Source organism: Salinarimonas sp. (genome assembly GCF_046292825.1).
Classification (GTDB): domain Bacteria; phylum Pseudomonadota; class Alphaproteobacteria; order Rhizobiales; family Beijerinckiaceae; genus Salinarimonas.
Window position 1 is genome coordinate 20,775 of the sequence record NZ_JBKBQG010000014.1, and the last position, 20,604, is coordinate 41,378.

Consider the following 20,604-nt stretch of genomic DNA (forward strand, 5'->3'; position numbering starts at 1 on the left):
GCGGTCGAATGGTTAGCACTGCCCCGAGAGAGGAGCGCTCCGCCATGTCCATCGCGACGCACGAGGTCGATCATCCCGAAATCCGCGAGGCCGTCGCCCGCCTGTGCGCCGACTTTCCCGACGAATATTGGCGCGAGCGCGACCGCGCGGGCGCCTATCCGACGGAATTCGTGGCGGCGCTGACGCAGGCCGGCTACCTCGCCGCTCTGATTCCGGAGGAATACGGCGGGGCCGGCCTGCCGCTCTCGGCGGCGGCCGCGATCCTCGAGGAGATCCAGCGCTCGGGCGGCAACGGCGCGGCCTGCCACGCGCAGATGTTCGTGATGGGCACGCTCCTGCGCCACGGCTCGGAGCAGCAGAAGCGCCGCTTCCTCCCCGAGATCGCCGCGGGGCGCCTGCGCCTCCAGGCCTTCGGCGTCACCGAGCCGACGTCGGGCACCGACACGACGGCGCTCAAGACGGTCGCGCGGCGCGAGGGCGACGAATACGTGATCAACGGCCAGAAGATCTGGACGAGCCGGGCCGAGCATTCCGACCTCATGCTGCTTCTCGCCCGCACCACCCCGCGCGAGGCGGTGGCGAAGCGCACCGACGGGCTCTCGGTCTTCCTCGTCGACATGCGCGCGGCGCTCGGGCGGGGGCTGACCATCCGCCCGATCCGCACGATGATGAACCACGCCACGACCGAGATCTTCATGGACGATCTGCGCGTGCCGGCGGACAACCTGGTCGGCGAGGAGGGGCGCGGCTTCCGCTACATCCTGTCGGGCATGAACGCCGAGCGCATCCTGATCGCGGCCGAATGCGTGGGCGACGCCAAATGGCTTCTCGCGCGGGCCACGCGCTACGCCAAGGAGCGCGTCGTCTTCGGGCGGCCGATCGGCCAGAATCAGGGCATCCAGTTCCCGATCGCCAAGGCCTATGCCCAGATGCGCGCGGCCGAGCTGATGGTGCGCGAGGCCGCGCGCCTCTACGAGGCGGGCGCGCCCTGCGGCCCGGAGGCGAACATGGCCAAGATGCTCGCCGCCGACGCCTCCTTCGAGGCGGCGAACGTCTGCGTGCAGACGCATGGCGGCTTCGGCTTCGCGGAGGAATACGACGTCGAGCGCAAGTTTCGCGAGACGCGCCTCTACCAGGTCGCGCCGATCTCGACGAACCTGATCCTCGCCCACCTCGCCGAGCACGTGCTCGGCCTGCCGCGCTCCTATTGAGGCGTGCGCCGCCTCACGCCGCCTCGTCTTCCTCGAGGCGGCGCTTCTCGAACTGACCGAGCTTGCGGAAGCGGCGCAGATAAGCGGGCACGATCGCCTCGACGGCGGTGGGCGTGATGCCGAGCCCCTCGAGCGTGCGCCCCTCCGCCTTCGCCGCCTCGGAGACGACGTTGTCGGTCGCGAGCATCGCGAGCTGGTCGCGCGTGAGCACGAGCGATTTGGGGAAGAGGCCGAAGGAGAAGCGGTCGAGCGTCTCCGTCACGGTCGCCTGCAGGCGCGCCAAGCCGTCGGGCATCGCGAGGATCGGACGCTCCCGCTCGGTATAGCGCAGGACGATCTCGACGATCTCGCGGAAGGTGTAGATCTCCGGCCCGCCGAGCTCGTAGACGCGCCCGCCCGGCACGTCCCCGTCGATCGCGCGGCCGATCGCCTCCGCGACGTCCATCACCCAGACCGGCTGGAAGCGCGTCTGCGCGGCGGCGATCGGCATCACCGGCAGGGCGCGCGCGAGGCCGCCGAAGCGGTTGAAGAAGCCGTCGCCGGGGCCGAACACGATCGAGGGGCGAAACACGACGGCGTCCGGGCAGGCCTCGCGCACGCGGCGCTCGCCCTCGGCCTTGGAGCGCCCGTAGAGCGCCGGCGAATCGGGATCGGCGCCGATGGCCGAGACGTGGACGAGCGGGATGCCGGCGTCCCGCGCCGCCTGCGCGACGAGCCCCGCGCCCTCCGCCTGCACGGCGTCGAAGCGCTGCTTGCCGCCCTCCTGGAGGATGCCGACGAGGTTGATCGCCGCGTCGGAGCGCTCGAGCGCCGCCGAAATCGATTCGGGGAAGCGCAGATTGGCCTGGACCGCGTTGATCTGGCCGACGGTGCCGAGCGGCTGCAGGTGATAGGCGAGATCGGGCCGCCGCACCGCCGCCCGCACCCGGTAGCCGCGCCGGGCGAGAACCTGGGCGACATGGCGGCCGAGGAACCCGGAACCGCCGAACACCGTGATCAGCTTCGCCTGTGGCCAGCCCGACGCCTGCATCGTCATCACCCTCGAAAGAAACGCGCGCATGACCGGGCACCGTCCGAGGCGCCCCGGTCGCGGCGTATCTAGAGCATTTCCGCGCGAAACGGAAATGGCGTCGGGGACGCGCGCGCCTCGAACGGTGCGACGTCAATCCCGAGGCGGAATGCGCGGCACGCCGTGGCGCCCGCGCACGCGGACCGGGACGAGCGACACCGCGCGCCGTGCCCGCTCGTCGCGACCGCCGCCGCCGCCCGAGCCGCCCGAGCCGCCGCCCGAAGCGTCGTCGTCCTCCCACGGCAGCAGCATGACGGCGGTCGCGATCGCCGCGCCGCCGCAGGTCACCGCGAGGCCCATCGCGAGCATCACGATGGCGACGAAACCGTTGTCCTGGGTCGCCGCGAGCGTTCCGACGTCGCGGAAATCCACCGCCACGAGCACGGCCGCGATCGCGAGCCCGAAACCGACACCCAGGAGCCCGTTCACCACGAAGAGCCGGATCAGCGGCTCATGCCACAAGGAGCGCATCTGCGCCTCCCGGGTTCGAGTCATATGGGTTTCTACGCAAGCGGCCGCCCTTTGGTTCATCCCCCGGCGCGGGAAACTTCCGGGCGGAACGCGCGCCGTCGAGCCCTGGCGAGAAAACCGACGCACGCCGAGAAAACCGATTGACGCCAAGCCCGCCCCCCCTTATGAACCCTCCACCGCGCGAGCGGGCCCAGGTGGCGGAATTGGTAGACGCGCTGGTTTCAGGTACCAGTGGTGCAAGCCGTGGAGGTTCGAGTCCTCTCCTGGGCACCAACGCTTCGAGGAAGCGTTGAGCCGCAAGTATTCCAGGCAGAGCAAGGTGATGAGGCCGACCCGGTGGTACAGACGGGCGGTCCATCGTCGTGGTGAATCGACCAGGTCGAGAGCGAGACCCCGAGCCGCTCTCGCGTACTATGCTGCGCCAACGGGGGTGCACATGTTTGTTCGGCTGGGACTCATCGTTGCGTGGCTGATGCTGATCTTCGGCGTTCTGAGGCTCGGAACAGGGCTGTTCGTTGCGAGCTACGACGACCCTGCCGCGAGAGCCGCAGCGGCGGTCCAGTATTTGGGAACCGACTCCTCCGGTCAGTCCATCGACAAAGCCATCATCACCATCATCTTGGCCATCGCGCTGGGCGTACTCGTTGAAATCGGACAGGCCGCAACCGGGAAGCGGCAACGGGCCGACAAGAACTGATGGGATGGCCGGGCGAGGCGCCTGTCGAACCCCAGCTCCTTCAGTACCCGGTCAAGGGGATGATCGACGTTTCTTCGGTGATCGGATCGGGCCGGTGCGCCCACGCGAAAAGCCGGCTGCAGCGCCCGACGCGGATGGCCCGCCGGCAGGCCGCTCCTGTGCAGCGCACTGGTCGGTTCCGGCCTACACTCCCCGCATGTCCTATACTGTAATCCCTGCCCAGCAACCCTCCCCCTACCCCAGCGCAAACTCGGCTGTCGGAACACACTTCCCGAAGCGTCGTTCACCCGTCCAGCAAACACGGGTGAACAGACGGAAAGGAAGTACCGATGCGATATGCTTCGATGATCGCGGCCGGTGCGCTCGCGCTCGGCATGGCGATGCCTGGCGGCGTCGCGAATGCGCAGGAAGTGCTGACCACCGCCGACGTGAACCTGCGCGAGGGCCCCGGCACGCGCTTCGACGTCATCCGGTCGATCCCCAACGAGGGGCGGCTCGATTCGGTCTATGGCTGCCTGCCCGATCGCGATTGGTGCGAGGTGCAGTATCGCGGCGCGCGCGGCTGGGTCTTCGCCGATTACCTGCAGGTCACGCAGGGCGGACAGCGTCTGGGCGTGATCGGCCAGGTCGGCCCCGGCATGGGCCTGCCCACCGTCGCCTTCGACGAGGAGCGCTGGCGTCAGCAATATGACGGCGTGCAGCCGCGCGCCGATCAGCGCTTCGCGCCCCAGCGCGAGGTCCCCGACGCGGTCGCCGGGACGCGCGACCGTTGGGACGACGAGCGCTGGCGCCAGCAATATGACGGCGTGCAGCCGAACGTCGATCAGCGCTTCGCTCCGCAGCGCGGCGACGTCCCCCAGACCGGCGCCGTCGCGCGGGATCGCTGGGACGACGAGCGTTGGCGCCAGCAATATGACGGCGTGCAGCCGCGCGTCGATCAGCGCTACGAGCCCATCCGCTGACGCGACCGAGATCCTCGACCCGAGCCCCCGATGCACCCGCATCGGGGGCTTTTTCGTGCCGACACTCCGGCGCAGGGGCGCTCATACACACGAAACGGCCCGGGAATCGCGCAGGTCGGCCGTGATAGGCTCGCCCCCACTTGTTGGATCGGAAGGGAACCATGGATCTGCCCGCCCGCCGCCTCCCGCTCGCCCACGCGCCCGTGATCGATCCGGCGCGGCCGCGCTCCGCCGGCCCCCTCGTCGCCGACGCCCTCGCCGCCTGCCGCGCCGAGGCGGTTCCCCTCGCCTACGATCCGCTCCAGCACGGCTGGATCCCGCTCGCCTGCGCGGACGATCTCGCGACCTGCGCCGCCGAGGGCGACATCCTCCTGCGGCCCTGGCGGCTCGACGATCTGCCCACCTTCGTGGCGCTCCTCGACGATCCGCGCGTGTGGCGCCACCTCCCCGAGACCTATCCCGCGCCGCTCACGGAAGCGATCGCGCGCGACCTGATCGAGATCGCGCGCGAGGGGACGCATCACGAGGTCCGCGCGATCGTGGTCGAGGGCGCGCCCGTCGGCCAGGTCCGCCTCGCCTTCGATCCGGACGAGGGGCGCAGGCGCGCGGAGATCGGCTATTGGCTCGGCGCGTCGCATTGGGGTCAAGGGATCGCGGGCGACGCGGTCGCGCTCGCCACGCGCCACGCCTTCGCCGCGCATGGCGAACTCGCGACGCTCTTCGCGATCGTCCACGCCGACAATCACGCCTCGCTGAAGGTGCTCGAGAAGGCGGGCTATGCGCGAGCGGGGACGGCGCCGCGCGGGGGCGACCGGCTCGTCCTGGAGATCGCCCGGGACGGCGTCCGCACGTCGTAGGGCATGACGAAGCCGCCGGTCGCGGCGGCTTCGTCTTTCCGCGACGCCCCCGACGCGTCGGTCGAGGGCGCGGCGCGGGCGCTCAACGCTGCCATTGCTGCTGCTGGGGCTGACCCTGCCAGCCGGGCTGCTGCCCGGCCGGGACGCCGGGGATCGCGCCCGTGGCACCCGGCACGTTCGTGCCGAGCTGATAGCGCTGATCGAATTGCGGCTGGACGCCCTCGTAGCGCTGCTCCCAGCGCTGGCGGTCCGCCTCCTCGAAGCGCGCCGTCGGCAGGCCCATGCCGGGGCCGACCTGGCCGATGGGTCCGAGGCGGCGGTCGTCCCCCATCACCTCGAGATAATCGGCGAAGACCCAGCCGCGGGCGCCGCGGAACTGGACCTCGCACCAATCGCGATCGGGCAGGCAGCCGAAGACGGCGTCGAGCCGCTGGTCGCCGGGAACCGTCGTGATCACGGAAAAGCGCGTGCCGGGGCCCTCGCGCAGGTTCAGATCGGTCGTCGCGATCACCTGCTGGGCGTTGGCGGGCATGGCCATGGCGAGCGCGACGGCTCCGGCCGCGAGGACGGGAGTGGCTCTCATGGTCTCGTTCCTCCATCGCTGACTTCAAGCGCGTTCCGTTCGGGAACGCCCGTTGAACGACGCGCCGCGGACCGTGTTCCCACGCCCACGCTGACGAAATCGCCCCGGCCGCATTCAGGACTTGCCGATGTCGGGGCGCCCGTCCGGGAGATGGTCGGTGTCCGCCGCCTCCCGCTCCGAGCCGACGCCGGGGGAGACGCCGACGCCATGCCGATAGGTCATCTCGCCGCCGAGCCAGCCGCCGACGAGCAGGAGAAGCAACACGACCCCCGAGATCGCCACGCCGGCCGGGACGACGCCTCCCGCCGGGTCGGGATGGCGGATCAGGAAATTGGCGAGCGTGAGGAAGATCGCGACGAGATTGCCGACGCCGTGCATCCAGGCGATGCCGAGCGTGCGCGCGCGGGAGAGGCTCATCATCTCCATGAGCCCGAGCACCGCCGCGAGCGCGCCGGTCGCGAGCCCGACGCCGAGGAGGATCATCGCCGCCCGCGCGAAGAAGGGGTCCTGCGTCATGATGAAGGCGATGTCGAAGCCGAAGGCGACGACGAGCGCGCCGATCGGCAGGGGCACGATCATCGGGTGCAGCGGGTGGCCGCGGATCGCCGCGGCGCTGCCGGTGCCGGAGAGATAGGCGCGGTAGCGCCGGCCGTGCCGCGCGGCATCGCCGTGTCGCGGGTCGGGGCCGGCCTCGACCCTCTCTCGTCCAGGGTCCCGTGCCATTCGCGCCTCCCGCATGTGGTACCACCACGGGCGAATGCGCCGTCGGGTAGCGAGTTCCGGCGGGTCGGCGAGAATTCGCGGTGCCCGCGTGGCGGGCGAAGGGTGTTTCAGCCGCCGTCGACGCCGAGATCGGCGAGCGCGCCCTCGCTGCCGGCGATGGCGAGCTGCGCGCGCCACGAGGCGAGGTCGGACGGAAAGGCCTCGAACGGCCGCCAGGCGCCGTCCGGGCCGTGCTCGGCCACCACCCCGCCGGCCGCCTCGACGAGCGCGATCCCGCCCGCCACGTCCCACACGTTCGGCCGCGCGAACCGCGCCGCGGCGAGGAGCCCCGCGGCGACGAAGGCGCATTCGAGCGCCGCCGAGCCCGTCTTGCGCGCCTCGAAGGGCGAGGATTGCGGCAGATCCCCCCGCGGATCGCCGACGAGGCGGCGGCGCACCGCCGGATCGGGCCCCGACTCGACCGGCGTTTCGTCGAAGCCGAGGCCGCCGCCCGCGCGGGCATGGTAGACGCCCGAGCGCAGCGTGTGGCTCGTCGAGCACCACAGCGCCCCCGCGATCGGACATCCGCGCCAGACGACGCCGATCGAGGCGGAGAAGAGGGGAAAGCCGTTGACGAAATTCGCGGTGCCGTCGACCGGGTCGATCACCCAGACGACGTCGTGGCCGTGGCTCGGGCGCTCGGCGATTTCCTCGCCGATGATGTCGTGATCGGGGAAGCGCTCGGCGAGGATCGCGCGGATGATAGTCTCGACCGCGTGGTCGACCTCGGAGACGGGGTCGAGATAGGCGCCCTCCTCGATCGACTTGTAATGCACGTCGCGCCGCCCGCCGAGCGCGGACACGATCTCGGCGCCGGCGAGGCGGGCGAGCACGATCGCGGTGCGCTCGATCGCGACCATGGCGTCGTGGCCGAGCGCCGTCTCGGCGCGGGCGCGGCGATCGGAATGGTTGGCGTAGCGGCTTTCGGGTCGGCGGCTCATGGCGGGTCTCCGTGGTCCGGCGGCGTCGGGGCGGGGGCGAGCACGTGCACGCGCCGCGCGCTGCGTCGCAGCGTGATCGAGACGGGTCCCGAGCACCGACGCGGCTCGTCGTCGAGGCGCACGAAGGCCCCCTCCCCCGCGATCACGAGCTCGCGGGAGGTGAGATGGGCGAGCGGCGCGGGCGTGCCGTCGTCGCGCTGGAGCCAATCGCGGAACGCCCCCGCCCGCGAAGCCGTGAGATAGACGACGTCGAGCGTCTCGGCGGCAGGCTCCGCCTGCGGGGCGAGGAACAGGCGCGGCCCGGTGACGCCCACGATCAGCGCCTCGACGAGGACGAGCGGCTCGGGCAGCGCGACCCCGTCGGCATAGGCGGTCAGGGGCGCGGCGTCCCCGCGCGCGAGGATGGCGGCGATGCGCGCGCGCCCGGCCGCGAGCCGCGCGTCGCCTGCGAGCGACGCGTCTGCGGCATCGGCCTCGGCGATCGCCTGCGCGATGGCACCGGCCCCGGCCGCCTCGGCGAACAGGCCGTCCAGCGCGCCCGACGCCTCGCCGAGGCGAAAGGCGTGGGGGTGGAAACGGTGCCATTGCCTCGGCAACGCGGAGACGTGGGTCGCGGCCTCGAGCGAGCGCGCGATGCCGTTCGAGGTGCCGAGCGGCAGGATCGCGATCGGCGGCCCGCCGTCGGGCATGGCGCGCATCACCCGCGCCACCGTGCCGTCCCCGCCGGCCACGACGACGATGTCGGCGGGCTCGCGCAGGACGCGGGCGAGATCGTCCTCCTTGCTCGAGCGGAAGGCGACGCACTCCCAGCCGGCCTCGCGCAGGGAGGCGATCAGGCTCTCGCGGCCGTGGTCGTCGGCGCCCGCCGACGGATTGTGGATGACGATGGCGCGCGACACGGGTCCGCCTCCGCTTCGGGGCCTCCTGCGACAGACGCGGGAGGCGCCGCGGAGGTTCCCGCGCCCGAGGCGGGGACGTCAGAAGCTGCCGAAGACCGTCCCGAGCCCGATCACCGCGACGAGGCCGATGAGGGCGCCGACAACCGCCACCATGACGATGTCGAGATAGCTCTCGCGATGGGTGCAGCCGCAGACCGCGAGCATGGTCACGACGGCGCCGTTGTGGGGTAGGCTGTCGAGGGTGCCGGACGCGATCACGGCGACGCGGTGCATGAGGGCCGGGTCGAGCCCGGTCTCGGCGGCGATCTGCATGAAGGTGGGGCCGAGCGCGTCGAGCGCGATCGTCATGCCGCCGGACGCCGAGCCCGTGAGCGCGGCGAGGATGTTCGTCGCGAGCGCGAGCGAGACGAGCGGGCCGCCGCCGATGCCGAGCACGAATTCGCGCACCGCCTCGAAGGCGGGCATCGCGGCGACCACCGCGCCGAAGCCGACGAGGCTCGCGACGCTCAGCACCGGCAGGACGGAGGCGTTCGCGCCCGCGTCGACGCTCTCGCGCAGCTTGGCGAAGCGCGCCCACGAGGTCGCGAGCAGCACGACGATCCCCGCGAGCAGCGCCGTCGCCACCGCCCAGACGCCGCCCACCGCGGAGAGCGACACGCCACCGAAGCGCGCCTCCTGGAGATAGGCGGTGTCGATCATCGGCAGCACCACCTGCGCCATCGCGAGATTGACCGCGACGACCACCACGAGCGGCAGGAGCGCGAGGGCGATCGGCGGGCGGCCGGGCGTGCGGGCACCCGATTCGATCTCGGCGGGGTCGAATTCGCGGGCGGTCGAGGCGAGCTCGCGCAGAACCGTCTTGTCGGCCACCGGCTTCTTCTCGGCGAGCGGCCCCTCGAACCCCTCCCCCGCCTTCTTCGCCGCGATGCGCCGGCGCTCGAGCCAGAACAGGCCGAAGCCGAGCATGATGATCGCCGCGATGGTGCCGAGCCCCGGCGCGGCGAAGGCGGTCGTGCCGAAGAAGGGCATCGGGATCGCGTTCTGGATCGCGGGCGTGCCGGGCAGCGCCGACATGGTGAAGGTCGAGGTGCCGAGCGCGATCGTCGCGGGCAGGAGCCGCCGCGGCACCGCGCCCGAGCGGAACAGAGCGAGCCCCATCGGCGCGAGCACGAAGAAGGCGACGAACAGGCTCACGCCGCCATAGGTCACGAGCGCGCCCGCGAGCACGACCGCGAGGATGGCCCGCGTCGGCCCGAGCGTGCGGGTCATGAAGCGGGCGATGGCGTCGACCGCGCCCGAATCCTCCATCAGCTTGCCGAACAGGGCGCCGAGCAGGAAGAGCGGGAAGAATTGCGCGACAAAGCCCGACGCCGCGCTCATGAAGGTCTGCGTCCAATGCGCGAGCAGAGGCTCGCCCGAGAACGCCGCCGCGACGAGCGCCGCCGCGGGCGCGAGCAGAAGGATCGTCCAGCCGCGAAAGGCGAGCGCCATGAGGAGCGCGAGGCCCGCGACGATGCCGATGAGACCCATGGGTTCGCGTTCTCCGTGCCTGCCCTGCGGCGTCCTGCGGAGCCCGTTCCTCGCGTTTCCTCGGTGCTTCTTGCTTGCGGCGTGCCTAGCGCGGGACGGCGCCGGGCACAACCCCCTCAAGCCATCGCGAACCGCGCCGCGAGCGACAACGGCCCCTCGACCCGCACCACCTCTCGCGCGGCGAGGTCCTCGAGATGGGCGAGGACGTTCAGCGCCGCGGCGCCGTGGAGCGCGGGGGCGAGGCCGCGATAGACGTTCGCGACGATCTCGGGAACGGCGCTGTCGCCGGCGCGCAGGCGGGCGAGGATCGCCTCCTCGCGCTGGCGGCGATGGGCGAGGATCGCGCGCACCATCCGGCGCGGCTCGGTGACGGGGCCGCCATGGCCGGGCCAGTAGACGACGTCGTCCTCGCGCGCGAGGAGTTTCGAAAGCGAGGCCATGTAGGGCCCCATCGCCCCGTCGGGCGGGCCGACGAAGGTCGTCGCCCAGGCCATGACGTGGTCGCCCGAGAGCAGCGCGCGCTCCTCCGGCAGCGCGAAGGCGAGGTGGTTCGCCGTGTGGCCGGGGGTCTCGACCGCGACGAGGCTCCAGCCGGCGCCGGCGATCGCGTCGCCCTCGCGCATCTCGAGATCGGGCCTGTAGTCGCGGTCCCCGCTCGCCTCCATCGGGTTCGCGACGCCGTCGGGCAAGACGCTCGCGGGGCGGTGGGGACCGCAGCCGACGAGCCGCGCGCCGGTCGCCGCCACGATGGCGCGGGCGGCGGGGGAATGGTCGCGGTGCGTGTGGGTGACGACGACGTGCCCGACGCTCTCCCCCGCCACCGCCGCGAGCAGCGCCTCGACATGGGCGGGATCGTCCGGCCCCGGATCGACGATCGCGACGGTGCCGCGCCCCACCACGTAGCTGCAGGTGCCGGTGAAGGTGACGGGCCCCGGATTGGGGGCGACGACGCGGCGCAGGAGCGGCGAGAGGGTCACCGCGACCCCGTGCGGCGCGTCGAAGCGCGTGTCGAAGGCGATCGGCTCGCTCATGAGGCTCCTCGGCGCAGGCTCCCGATAGGAAAAAGCCGCCGCCGGTGGGACCGGCGCAGGCTCCTATAACGGAAAAGCCGCCGCCGGGTATCCCGGCGGCGGCCGCTCGTCAGGTTGGTTCTGGTGCGTGCCGGGGATCAGAAGACCCCGACGACGATGGCGCCGACGAAGGCGAGCGCCGCGCAATAGGCTGCGATGTTCAGCTTCGGTACGATGTGCATCTTCGCGAAGCGGTTCATGGACACCTCCCTGGCGAGGACCGACCTTCAATGTAGCAAGTGCGCGTGGTCGCGCAAGTGCTTCGACGGCTAGTGTCCGGCCACGCTCCCGACGATCGAGCCTAATCGTCGGTTAAAGGGGTCTGCGCGACTGCGCGCGCGGCAGAATAGGCGCCGCCGATCAACGACTTCCCGCAAGCGCACACTCGACGAGGGCGCCTGCGGCGAGCGCCTGCTCGTCGCGTCCGAAGCGCGAGATCAGCTGCACGCCGATCGGCGCTCCGTCCGCCGAATGCAGGCCCGGCACGTTCACGCAGGGGTCGCCCATGAGGGTCCAGAGCCGGTTGAAGCGCGAATCTCCCGTCGAGCCGAGCCCCTGCGGCGCCGGCCCGGGCGCGGACAGGGTCAGGATCGCGTCGCAGGCCCCGAACAGCTCCCGCAGGCTCCCGCGCGCCTGGTGGACGACCCGCCGGGCGCGGTCGTAATCCGCCGCAGACACGGCCTGCGCCTCGTCGAGGCAGGCGCGCAGGAGCGGCGGCAGCGCGCGCGCATGCGTGGCATATTCCCAGGCGAGCGCCTGGCGCGCCTCGAAGGCCTGGATCACCGGGTGCATCGCGAAGGCGTCGGCGAGCGCGGAGGGCTCGGCGAGGCGCACCACCCGCGCCCCGGCGCGCTCGGCCGCCCGCGCCGCCGCCTCGAGCGCCGCCGCGCCCTCCGGCTCCGGATCGCCCGCATAGGCCTGCGCGACGACGCCGATGCGCAGGCCGGCATAGATCTCGCGCGGATCGCCGGGCTGCAGGGCGAGCTGCGGGCGCTCGGCGAGATGGGCGAGCGCGAAAGCCGCGTCCGCGACGCCCGCGGCGAACAGGCCGACCGTGTCGAGCGTCCAGGAGAAGGTCTTGCAGCCGACGCTCGGCAGGAGCTTGAACGACGGCTTGACGCCCACCACCCCGCAGAAGGCGGCGGGGCGGATGACCGAGCCGCCCGTCTGCGTGCCGAGCGCGAGCGGCAGCATGCCCGCCGCCACCGCCGCCGCCGAGCCGGACGAGGAGCCGCCCGGCGTCCGGCCCGGCGCGGTGGGATTGCGGGTCTCGACGGGGTCGAGGAAGGCGAAGGGCGTCGTCGCCGTCTTGGCGAGCGGCACCGCGCCGAGGCTGCGCGCCCGCGCGACGACGCTCGCATCCGCGCGCGCGACGTTCCCGTCGTAGATCGGCGAGCCCATCCGGGTCGGCAGGCCGGCGACGTCGAGAATGTCCTTGACCCCGAGCGCGATCCCGGCGAGCGGCCCCTTCGCTTGACCGGCATGCGCGGCGCGGTCCAGATGGACGACGGCCCGGATCTCGCCGTCATGGGCGTCGATCTCCGCGCGCGAGAGGGCGAGCGCGTCGGACGGCGCGAGGGTGCCCGCGTCGATGCGGGCTGCGAGTTCGAGGAGAGAGAGCATGGCGTCGCGTTCCCGGTATGGCTCGTGGAGCGACCCTAGCACGGCCGCGCCCCAGCGCAGCGCGCGCGCCTGCCGCACGGGATTTGGCCGATGAGCGCGACGGACGGCGTCGGCATCGGCGGGCGGCGCGGCTATCACCACGGCAATCTGCGCGAGGCGCTGGTCGAGGCGACGCGCACGCTCCTCGCCGAGAAGGGGCCGCAGGGCTTCACGCTCGCGGACGCGGCGCGGCGCGCGGGCGTCTCGCCGGCGGCGCCCTACCGCCATTTCGCCGATCGCGAGGCGCTCCTGGCGGAGGTGGCGCGGCGCGGCTTCGCGGCCTTCGTCGCGCGCCTCTCCGGCAGCGGCGCGGCGCCCGGCGAGGCGTTCCGCTCGATGGGCCGCGCCTATCTCGCCTTCGCCCGCGAGGAGCCCGGCTACTACGCCGCGATGTTCTCCGCCGCCCTGCCCGAGGGGCCCGAGGGGCCGCCGGAGGCGCAAGACGCCTTCCGCATGCTCGTCGACGCCATCGCCGCGAGCGTGGCGACCCGCGGCGCGCGCCTCGACGACGCGCGCAGCCTCGCGCTGCAGGTGTGGGGGCTCTCGCACGGCATCGCGACGCTCGCCGCCTCCGGGCGCCTCGGCGGCCTGTGCGAGGACCCGGAGAGCGTCCTCGACCGCGGCGTCGCGGCGCTGGTCGCGGCGGCGATCGCGGGGGGCGAGCTGGAGGCGGGGTGAGCGTTACGATTATCGTGGATCGGAGAATCGCGAGCACCCGGCCTTGAGCCGAAGGCGCTCGCAAGGCTGGCTACCAGGCGGCTCGTCGCCGCCGCAAGAGCTTGCTCCGCAAGCAATTTCTCACGCTGGGTCCCCTTCCCCTCCGGTCGCATGCGACCCCCGGCCGGGGATGACACCGACGGAGTGCTCCAACGGTGTCATCCCCGGCCGGAGCACGCGTAGCGTGCGCAGGGGAAGGGGACCCAGCGCAGAAAGACGCGTGCGCAGCACGCTCCTGATGCCGCCGACCAGGCAGCTCGAGGCGACGCCCGCGGCGTAGCCCGCGACAACCTCTATCGCGATCGGCGCGACTGGCATGACGACGATTGCGAGACGCAGTTCCCAGCGCTCAGCGATGGCTCGAGACGAATTGCCGGAAACGCTCGGATTTCGGCGCGGCGAAGACCTCGGCGGCCGGGCCTTCCTCCTCGACGACGCCCTGGTGCAGGAAGACGACGCGGTTCGAGACGTCGCGGGCGAAGCCCATCTCGTGGGTGACGACGAGCATGGTGCGCCCCTCCTCGGCGAGCGCGCGCATGACGCGCAACACCTCGCCGACGAGCTCCGGATCGAGCGCGGAGGTCGGCTCGTCGAAGAGCATCACGTTGGGCCGCATGGCGAGCGCGCGGGCGATCGCGGCGCGCTGCTGCTGGCCGCCCGACAGATGAGCGGGGTAATGCTTCGCCTTGTCGGCGATGCCGACCTTCTCGAGCAGCGCCTCGCCCTCCGCGATCGCCTCCGCCTTCGGCCGACCCTGGACGTGGATCGGCGCCTCGACGACGTTCTCGAGGATGGTCATGTGGGACCAGAGATTGAAGCTCTGGAAGACCATCGCGACCTTGGAGCGGATGCGGTCGACCTGGCGCTGGTCGGCGGGCTGCATGCCGTGGCGGGTCTTCTTGAGCGCGATCGTCTCGCCGCCGATGCTGACCTCGCCCGAATCCGGCGTCTCCAGCATGTTGATGCAGCGCAGCATCGTCGACTTGCCCGATCCGGACGCTCCGAGGATCGAGATCACGTCGCCGACGCGCGCATCGAGCGAGACGCCCTTGAGCACCTCGAGCGAGCCGAAGCTCTTGCGCAGATCGCGGATGCTGACGGCGGTCTCGGTCATCGTTCCTCTCTCAGGCGCCGCGCGCGCCGGCGGGATCGGGCGTCAGGACGGGCTTGTCGGCTGCGCGCGGGGGCTCGCGCAGATGCGGCGACAGGCGCCATTCGAAGAACTGGATCGCGCGCGTGACCGCGAAATTGATCAGGAGATAGATCGCGCCGGCCACCACGAACACCTCCACCGCGCGGAAGGTCTGCGAGATCATCCGGTGCGCGAGGCCCGTGACCTCCATCAGCGTGATGACGGACGCGAGCGAGGTCGCCTTGACCATCAGGATGATCTCGTTGCCGTAGGCCGGCAGCGCCTGGCGCACCGCGATCGGCAGCACGATGCGGCGGAAGCGCTGGAGCCCCGACATGCCGCAGGCCTTCGCCGCCTCGATCTGCCCGTGCGGCACGGCGAGGAGCCCGCCGCGGATGATCTCGGCGGCATAGGCGGCGGTGTTGAGGGTCAGCGCGAAGATCGCGCAATAATAGGGCTCCCGGAAGAACCACCAGATGCCGAGCTCCTGCAGCTGCGGCCGGAACTGGCCGAGCCCGTAATAGACGAGGAAGATCTGCACGAGGAGCGGCGTGCCGCGGAAGACGAAGATGTAGGCCTGCGCCGTCCAATCGAGCACCGCGATCCCGGACAGACGCATCATCGCGAGCGCGAGCGCGAAGACCGCGCCGAAGGAGAGCGACCACGCGGCGAGCTGCAGCATCAGGGGCACGCCCGGCAGCAGCCGCTGGAAGGCGTCCCACATGAAGGGAAGATCGATCATGTCGCCCTCCTCACGCCGCGCATGGCGCGCGCCTCGGCCTTGGCGAAGAACCAGGTGGAGAGCGTCGTCAGGACGAGGTAGAGGACCGCCGCCGCGAGGAAGAAATAGAAGGGCTGGCGCGTCGAGCCGGCGCCGATCTGCGCCTGCCGCAGGAGCTCGACGAGGCCGATGACCGAGATGAGCGCCGATTCCTTGAGCGCGAGCTGCCAGCAATTGCCGAGCCCGGGGATCGCGAAGCGCATCACCTGCGGAAACACGATCCGCCGCAGCATCAGCCAGCGGCCCATGCCGACCGAGCGCGCCGCCTCGAGCTCGCCCTTCGGCAGCGCCAGGTAGGCGCCGCGATAGACCTCCGCCTGATAGGCGGCGTTGACGACGGCGATCGCGAGCGCGCCGGTGACGAAGACCGGCAGGCCGATGAAGCCCTCGTAGCCGAGCATCCGCCCGAGATTGGTGAGCGCGAGCGAGCCGCCGAAGAAGAAGAGGTAGATGACGAGCAGGTCCGGGATGCCGCGCAGCACGGTGGTGTAGGTGTCGCCGATCGTGCGGGCGACCCGGCTGCGCGAGAGCTTCATCGCCGCGATGCAGGCGGCGACGACGTTGCCGACGAGGAAGCCGGTCGTCGCCACCGCCAGGGTGACGACCATCGCGAGGAGCATGGCTCCGCCCCACCCGCGCGGGCCGAAGCCGAACAGCTCGAAGAATCCGACCGGTGTCATCGCCTCACCGTCTGGCCCCGGCGCCGCGTCGAGCGGCGCGCGGGGTCGCGTCCCATGCTCTCACCGTGTCAGTTCGCAGGCGTGATGTCGACGCCGAACCACTTCACGGCGAGCTCCTGCAGGGAGCCGTCGGCGAGCGCCTCCTCGATCGCGGCGGAGAACTTCTCGGCGAGCGCCGTGTCCTCCTTGCGGAGGCCGACCGCGACGCCGCGCCCGAGCACGCCGCCGGAGAGGCCGGTGCCGACGATCTCCATCTCGGCGAAATCGGGCTGCATCTTCGTCGCGGTCAAAGCCGAATGGGCGGCGAAGATGCCGTCGAGGCGGCCGGCCAGGAGATCGAGATCGTGCTGCTCCGTGGTGCCGTATTCGCGGATCTCGACGATGTCCCCGAGATATTGCTGGAGGAAGTTCGAGTTCGTGGTCGAGCCCTGCACGCCGATCACCTTGCCGCGCAGGATCGGCTCCCATTCCGCCACGCGCGCGGTCACCGCATCGGCATCCGTGTCGAGCGACAGGGTCTCGCCGGTGCCGGCGAGCTCCATCAGCGGGCTGTCGGCGAGCGCGCCGAAGCCGTGCGGGGTGCCCGCGTAGGGGCGGGAGAAGTTGATCACCTCGAGGCGCTGGTCGGTGATGTTCATGCCGGCCATGATCGCGTCGTACTGGCCGGCCTGCAGCGCGGGGATGATGCCGGCCCAGTCCTGCTGGACGACCTGGCAGGTCACTTCCATGCGGCGGCAGAGATCCTCGGCGAGGTCCACCTCGAAGCCGGCGAGGCTGCCGTCGGGGTTCGAGAAGTTCCACGGAGCGTACGCGCCCTCGGTCGCGATGCGCACCACGTCCTGGGCATGGGCCGTCGAGAGGCCGAGCGCGAAGGCCGCGCCAGCGATCCCGAGCCCGAGCGCCTTGAGATTGATCATGCGAGTAGATCCCCTCTGGAGGTTTCCGCTCTCCCGGCGGAACTGGAGCGCGGACGCGTCGAGGCGCCCGACACGCCTAAGTAAAAGGCAGCGAGCGGCCCCTGCAAGCCCTTCTTTTCCGCGCCGACGCTGTGCATTCGGCGCGGAAATGGGCAGCTGCGTCGCACCTGCCTCTCGCCCGCGCTATGTGCGGTAGAGGAGCGGGTCGGCCGTCACTCGACCGGCGTGAGGTCGAGGCCGAACCATTGCATCGACAGGGTGCGCACCGTGCCGTCGTCGATCGCCGCCTGGATCGCCTCGTCGAAGCGGGCGCGCAGCTCCTCGTCGCCCTGACGCAGCCCCACGCCGACGCCGCGGCCGAGGATGCCGCCGACGAAGCCCGGACCCGTGATCGTGAACTCGCCCTCGAACTCGGGCTTCGTCAGCGTCGCCTCCAGCGTGGGCAGGTCGGCGAGCACCGCGTCGATGCGCTGCGCCTGCAAGTCGAGGTCGTGCTGCTCGGTGGTGGCGTATTCGCGGATCTCGACGTCGTTCTCGAAGAACTCGCGCGCGAAGACCGCATGCGTCGTCGCGCGCTGGACGCCGATGGTCTTGCCGGAGATCGCCTGGCGGACCTCCTCGAGCGCGGCCATCGCGGCCTCGCGGTTCGTCTCGAGATGGAAGCGCTCGCCCGAGCGCGGCAGCTCGGCGATGTCGGAATCGTTCGGCACCAGGAAGCCGTTCGGCGAGAGCGTGTAGGCCTTCGAGAAGGAGATCACCTCCTCGCGCTCCTCGGTGATCGACATGCCGGCCATGATGGCGTCGAAGCGCCCGGCGACGAGGCTCGGGATGATGCCGTCCCAATCCGTCGCGATGATCTCGCACTCGACGCCCATGCGCGTGCAGAGGTCGCGCGCGAGGTCGATCTCGAAGCCGTCGAGCGTGCCGTCGGGCTGCGAGAAGTTCCACGGCGCGTAGGCGCCCTCGGTGGCGATGGTGATGCGCTCCTGCGCGAGCGCGGGGCTCGCGGCGAGGGCCGTGGCGGCGAGAGCGAGGCCGATCGTCTTGGAAATGGTCATGGTTTCATCCTTGGCGTCGTGAATGATCGCGGGCGACGGCGCGCGCCGCCCGGAGGGGCTCGTTTACGGCCCCGATGCGCGCGAGTGAAGCCCGCCGGGCGCGCTCGGTCAACGGGAGGAAGAGAAAGACGGCGCCCGCGCCATCAGGCAGAGGATCTCGAGGAGCATCTGGGCGGCGACGTGGGCGGTGTTCGTCGTCGCGTCGTATTGGGGCGCGACCTCGACGACGTCGCCTCCGATCACGTCGAGCCCGGCGAGCCCGCGCATCAGCGCGAGCACCTCGCGCGGCGTGAGCCCGCCGACCTCCGGCGTGCCGGTGCCGGGGGCGAAGGCGGGGTCGATCGAATCGATGTCGAAGGAGACGTAAACCGGCCCCTCGCCGACGATCGCGCGCGCGCGCTCGACGATCGCGGGGATGCCCAGCGTGTCGACCTCCTCGGCGTGGATCACCGTCATGCCGCTTTCGGTGGAGAATTCCCACAGCCATTCGGCCGAGCCGCGGATGCCGATCTGGATCGTGCGCTCGGGATCGAGCACGCCGTCGAGCACGGCGCGGCGGAAGGGGCCGCCGTGGTGGAACTTGGCGCCCTCGTATTCGCCGGACGTGTCGCAATGGGCGTCGATATGGATCATGCCCACCGGCCGCTCGGCGCCGACCGCCTTGAGAATCGGAAGCGAGATCGAATGGTCGCCGCCCACCGCGAGGGGACGCACGCCCGCGCCGACGAGATCGCGGAAATAGGCCTCGATGTCGGCATGGCAGCGCTCGAGCGAGAAGCGGCTCTCGAGCGGCACGTCGCCCACGTCCGCCACGCGCAGCTCGTAGGTCGGCAGCGCCTTGAGCACGTGCTCGTAGGGGCCGATCCGCTCGATGCCGCGCACCGCGCGCGGGCCGAAGCGGGTGCCGGTGCGGTTCGTCACGCCGAGATCCATCGGCACGCCGACGATCGCGACGTCGAGCCCGGCGAAGCCGTTTGAAGCGGCGTCCGGGCGATAGGGCGCGGCGAGGAAGGTCGCCGGCTCCATGAAGGGCCAGCGCCGCCGCTCGCCGCTCATGAACTGCGTGTCCGCCACCGCCTTGAAGGCCGGGTCGAAGACGTCCCCGCCCTTGGCGTTCGCGTATTTCGCCCGCAGCCGGGCGAGCTTGTCCTGATCCATGATCCGCTCCGCGTCTCGTCGCGCGAGCTTCGAGCGGCGGGGCGGGAGCGTCAAGCGGGCGATCGCGCGGGATGCGCTCGCGCGATGTCCTCAGCGGGCGAGCACCCGGCGCACCGCGAGCCCGAGGGCGATCGCCTCGGCGAGCATGGTGAGCGCGAGCGCGCTCGCCGCGCCGATCACGCCGTAGGCCGGCACCAAAGCGAGCGCGAGGACGCAGGCGAGGACGCCCGCGCCGACATAGATGCGGGCATAGGTCCGCTCCGCCCCGACCATGGCGAGCACCCGCTCGGCCGGCCCGACCGCCGCGAGCGCCACGGTGCCGGCGGCGACGATCGCCATCGCCGGCCAGGCCTCGACGAAGCCGGGACCGAAGAGGCCGAGCACGAAGGGGCCGAGCGCCACGAGCGCCGCCGCGAAGACGACCGAGGGCACGAGCGTCGCGAGCGTCGCGCGCCGCACCATCGCCCGCAAGGCCTCGCGATCGCCGCGGACGTGCAGCGCCGAGACGCGGTGGGCGATCGCGTTCGAGATCGCGTAGGCCACGAAGGGCACGAGGGCGAGGCTCTTCACGGCGGCGAAATAGATCCCCGCCTCCTCGGCGGAGCGGAACCAGGCGAGCGCGATCACGTCCGCGCTCACCGCCACGAGCGCGCCGACATCGCCGACGAGGAGCGGCACCGACACGCCGAGCCAGTGGCGCCCCTCGATCCGGCGCGCGCCGCCCGGCGGCAGCATCGGCGCGATCCGCGGGCGCAGCATCAGGGCCTGGACGCCGCAGACGAGACTCGTCGCGACGAGCATCGCGAGCATCACCTCGGTCGCGCCCCGGCCGATGCCGAGCGCGAGCCCCGCGCCGACGAGGGCGAGCATCAGGAGCGGGCGCAGGAGATAGCTCGGCGCGAGCGCGAGGATCGGCCAGTCGAAGGATTTCGCGATCCCCTCCTGCACCATCATCAGGGCCATCGCCGGCAGCATGGCGAAGGCGAGCGCGAGAACGGGATCGTGGGGGGCGAGCGCGAGCGCGCCGACGATGCCGACCGCCCCCCCGACCGCGAGCGCGAGCGCCCGCGAGAACAGGAGGAAGCCCGCGAGCGCCGGCGGATCGTTCTCCTGGCGATAGCGCGCGACGAAACGCTGCGCCGCGACATCAAGGCCGAACACCGCGAGCGCCGCCGCGACGCCGAGCACCGTGACCGCCGCGGCGACGCGCCCGTACTCGCCCTCGCCGACGATGCGCGCGATCGCGATCTGCGCCACGAAGGCGACGAGCGCGGCGGCCACGCGAATCGCGAAGGCCCAGAGGGCGAACGCCCCGCCCGCGGCGAGCACGCGCGCGCCCGCGTCGCGCAGGTCGGTCGACAATCTGGCGAGGTTCGCTGCGAGGGGCGTCATGCGGGTCTCGCTTAGCGGCTGTGCGTTCAGATCCCGTTACCGGGGATTGGACTTC

21 protein-coding genes and 1 tRNA gene are annotated in these 20,604 nt (G+C 71.7%); 6 read left to right on the forward strand and 16 right to left on the reverse strand.

Features of this window, described 5'->3' with window-relative positions; all coding sequences use genetic code 11:
* Positions 1-44: 44 nt before the first annotated feature.
* On the forward strand, positions 45-1,211 hold the full coding sequence (locus tag ACK4UM_RS09025) for an acyl-CoA dehydrogenase family protein (protein WP_409797965.1): 1,167 nt from the start codon (positions 45-47) through the stop codon (positions 1,209-1,211).
* 13 nt (positions 1,212-1,224) lie between these two features.
* Here the strand turns inward: ACK4UM_RS09025 and ACK4UM_RS09030 are convergent, their stop codons facing one another.
* The gene (locus ACK4UM_RS09030) at positions 1,225-2,247 is read right to left on the reverse strand and encodes a complex I NDUFA9 subunit family protein (RefSeq protein ID WP_409797967.1); all 1,023 of its coding nucleotides are present in this window, start codon (positions 2,245-2,247) and stop codon (positions 1,225-1,227) included.
* A 126-nt stretch (positions 2,248-2,373) separates the two neighbouring features.
* Positions 2,374-2,751 (reverse strand): hypothetical protein, encoded by a 378-nt coding sequence (locus tag ACK4UM_RS09035; RefSeq protein WP_409797969.1) that lies wholly within the window; start codon positions 2,749-2,751, stop codon positions 2,374-2,376.
* A gap of 188 nt (positions 2,752-2,939) precedes the next feature.
* On the opposite strand from ACK4UM_RS09035, the gene ACK4UM_RS09040 reads away from it, so the two are divergent.
* The 4 genes from ACK4UM_RS09040 to ACK4UM_RS09055 all read left to right on the forward strand — a co-directional run bounded on the left by ACK4UM_RS09040 (position 2,940) and on the right by ACK4UM_RS09055 (position 5,267).
* Positions 2,940-3,024 (forward strand) — tRNA-Leu (locus tag ACK4UM_RS09040).
* A gap of 163 nt (positions 3,025-3,187) precedes the next feature.
* Entirely contained in the window at positions 3,188-3,448 is a 261-nt protein-coding gene (locus ACK4UM_RS09045) for a hypothetical protein (RefSeq protein WP_409797971.1), read from the forward strand.
* 344 nt (positions 3,449-3,792) lie between these two features.
* Positions 3,793-4,410: an SH3 domain-containing protein gene (locus tag ACK4UM_RS09050; protein WP_409797973.1), complete on the forward strand. Its 618-nt coding sequence runs from the start codon at positions 3,793-3,795 to the stop codon at positions 4,408-4,410.
* A gap of 161 nt (positions 4,411-4,571) precedes the next feature.
* Entirely contained in the window at positions 4,572-5,267 is a 696-nt protein-coding gene (locus ACK4UM_RS09055; RefSeq protein WP_409797975.1) for a GNAT family N-acetyltransferase, read from the forward strand.
* A gap of 82 nt (positions 5,268-5,349) precedes the next feature.
* Here the strand turns inward: ACK4UM_RS09055 and ACK4UM_RS09060 are convergent, their stop codons facing one another.
* The 7 genes from ACK4UM_RS09060 to ACK4UM_RS09090 all read right to left on the reverse strand — a co-directional run bounded on the left by ACK4UM_RS09060 (position 5,350) and on the right by ACK4UM_RS09090 (position 12,675).
* Positions 5,350-5,850, reverse strand: a complete 501-nt coding sequence (locus ACK4UM_RS09060) for an SH3 domain-containing protein (protein WP_409797977.1) — start codon at positions 5,848-5,850, stop codon at positions 5,350-5,352.
* A gap of 114 nt (positions 5,851-5,964) precedes the next feature.
* On the reverse strand, positions 5,965-6,573 hold the full coding sequence (locus tag ACK4UM_RS09065; protein ID WP_409797978.1) for a DUF2231 domain-containing protein: 609 nt from the start codon (positions 6,571-6,573) through the stop codon (positions 5,965-5,967).
* Positions 6,574-6,680: 107 nt separating this feature from the next.
* Positions 6,681-7,553 carry an inositol monophosphatase family protein gene (locus tag ACK4UM_RS09070; RefSeq protein WP_409797980.1) on the reverse strand — a complete coding sequence of 291 codons (873 nt, stop codon included), beginning with the start codon at positions 7,551-7,553 and terminating at the stop codon, positions 6,681-6,683.
* Positions 7,550-8,452, reverse strand: a complete 903-nt coding sequence (locus ACK4UM_RS09075) for a diacylglycerol/lipid kinase family protein (protein ID WP_409797982.1) — start codon at positions 8,450-8,452, stop codon at positions 7,550-7,552. The genes ACK4UM_RS09070 and ACK4UM_RS09075 overlap by 4 nt, the downstream gene beginning before the upstream one ends.
* 78 nt (positions 8,453-8,530) lie before the next feature.
* Positions 8,531-9,982 (reverse strand): GntP family permease, encoded by a 1,452-nt coding sequence (locus ACK4UM_RS09080; protein ID WP_409797984.1) that lies wholly within the window; start codon positions 9,980-9,982, stop codon positions 8,531-8,533.
* Positions 9,983-10,098: 116 nt separating this feature from the next.
* Positions 10,099-11,013, reverse strand: coding sequence for an MBL fold metallo-hydrolase (locus ACK4UM_RS09085; RefSeq protein ID WP_409797985.1), 915 nt, complete (start codon positions 11,011-11,013; stop codon positions 10,099-10,101).
* A gap of 399 nt (positions 11,014-11,412) precedes the next feature.
* A complete protein-coding gene (locus tag ACK4UM_RS09090) occupies positions 11,413-12,675 on the reverse strand; it encodes an amidase (protein ID WP_409797987.1) in 1,263 nt (420 codons plus the stop codon).
* Between the two features lie 90 nt (positions 12,676-12,765).
* Here ACK4UM_RS09090 and ACK4UM_RS09095 point away from each other — a divergent pair, with 90 nt between their 5' ends.
* The gene (locus tag ACK4UM_RS09095) at positions 12,766-13,392 is read left to right on the forward strand and encodes a TetR/AcrR family transcriptional regulator (RefSeq protein ID WP_409797989.1); all 627 of its coding nucleotides are present in this window, start codon (positions 12,766-12,768) and stop codon (positions 13,390-13,392) included.
* 388 nt (positions 13,393-13,780) lie between these two features.
* Here the strand turns inward: ACK4UM_RS09095 and ACK4UM_RS09100 are convergent, their stop codons facing one another.
* The 7 genes from ACK4UM_RS09100 to ACK4UM_RS09130 form a co-directional block, all read right to left on the reverse strand.
* Positions 13,781-14,545 (reverse strand): ABC transporter ATP-binding protein, encoded by a 765-nt coding sequence (locus ACK4UM_RS09100; RefSeq protein ID WP_409797991.1) that lies wholly within the window; start codon positions 14,543-14,545, stop codon positions 13,781-13,783.
* A gap of 10 nt (positions 14,546-14,555) precedes the next feature.
* Complete coding sequence (locus ACK4UM_RS09105; RefSeq protein WP_409797992.1) at positions 14,556-15,305, reverse strand: ABC transporter permease; 750 nt, start codon at positions 15,303-15,305, stop codon at positions 14,556-14,558.
* Positions 15,302-16,024: an ABC transporter permease gene (locus ACK4UM_RS09110; RefSeq protein WP_409797994.1), complete on the reverse strand. Its 723-nt coding sequence runs from the start codon at positions 16,022-16,024 to the stop codon at positions 15,302-15,304. The genes ACK4UM_RS09105 and ACK4UM_RS09110 overlap by 4 nt, the downstream gene beginning before the upstream one ends.
* Positions 16,025-16,092: 68 nt before the next feature.
* On the reverse strand, positions 16,093-16,941 hold the full coding sequence (locus ACK4UM_RS09115) for a transporter substrate-binding domain-containing protein (protein WP_409797996.1): 849 nt from the start codon (positions 16,939-16,941) through the stop codon (positions 16,093-16,095).
* A gap of 212 nt (positions 16,942-17,153) precedes the next feature.
* Complete coding sequence (locus ACK4UM_RS09120) at positions 17,154-17,999, reverse strand: transporter substrate-binding domain-containing protein (protein ID WP_409797998.1); 846 nt, start codon at positions 17,997-17,999, stop codon at positions 17,154-17,156.
* A gap of 108 nt (positions 18,000-18,107) precedes the next feature.
* Entirely contained in the window at positions 18,108-19,157 is a 1,050-nt protein-coding gene (gene speB / locus ACK4UM_RS09125) for an agmatinase (RefSeq protein ID WP_409798000.1), read from the reverse strand.
* Positions 19,158-19,247: 90 nt separating this feature from the next.
* The gene (locus tag ACK4UM_RS09130) at positions 19,248-20,549 is read right to left on the reverse strand and encodes an oligosaccharide flippase family protein (protein ID WP_409798002.1); all 1,302 of its coding nucleotides are present in this window, start codon (positions 20,547-20,549) and stop codon (positions 19,248-19,250) included.
* Positions 20,550-20,604: the final 55 nt, after the last annotated feature.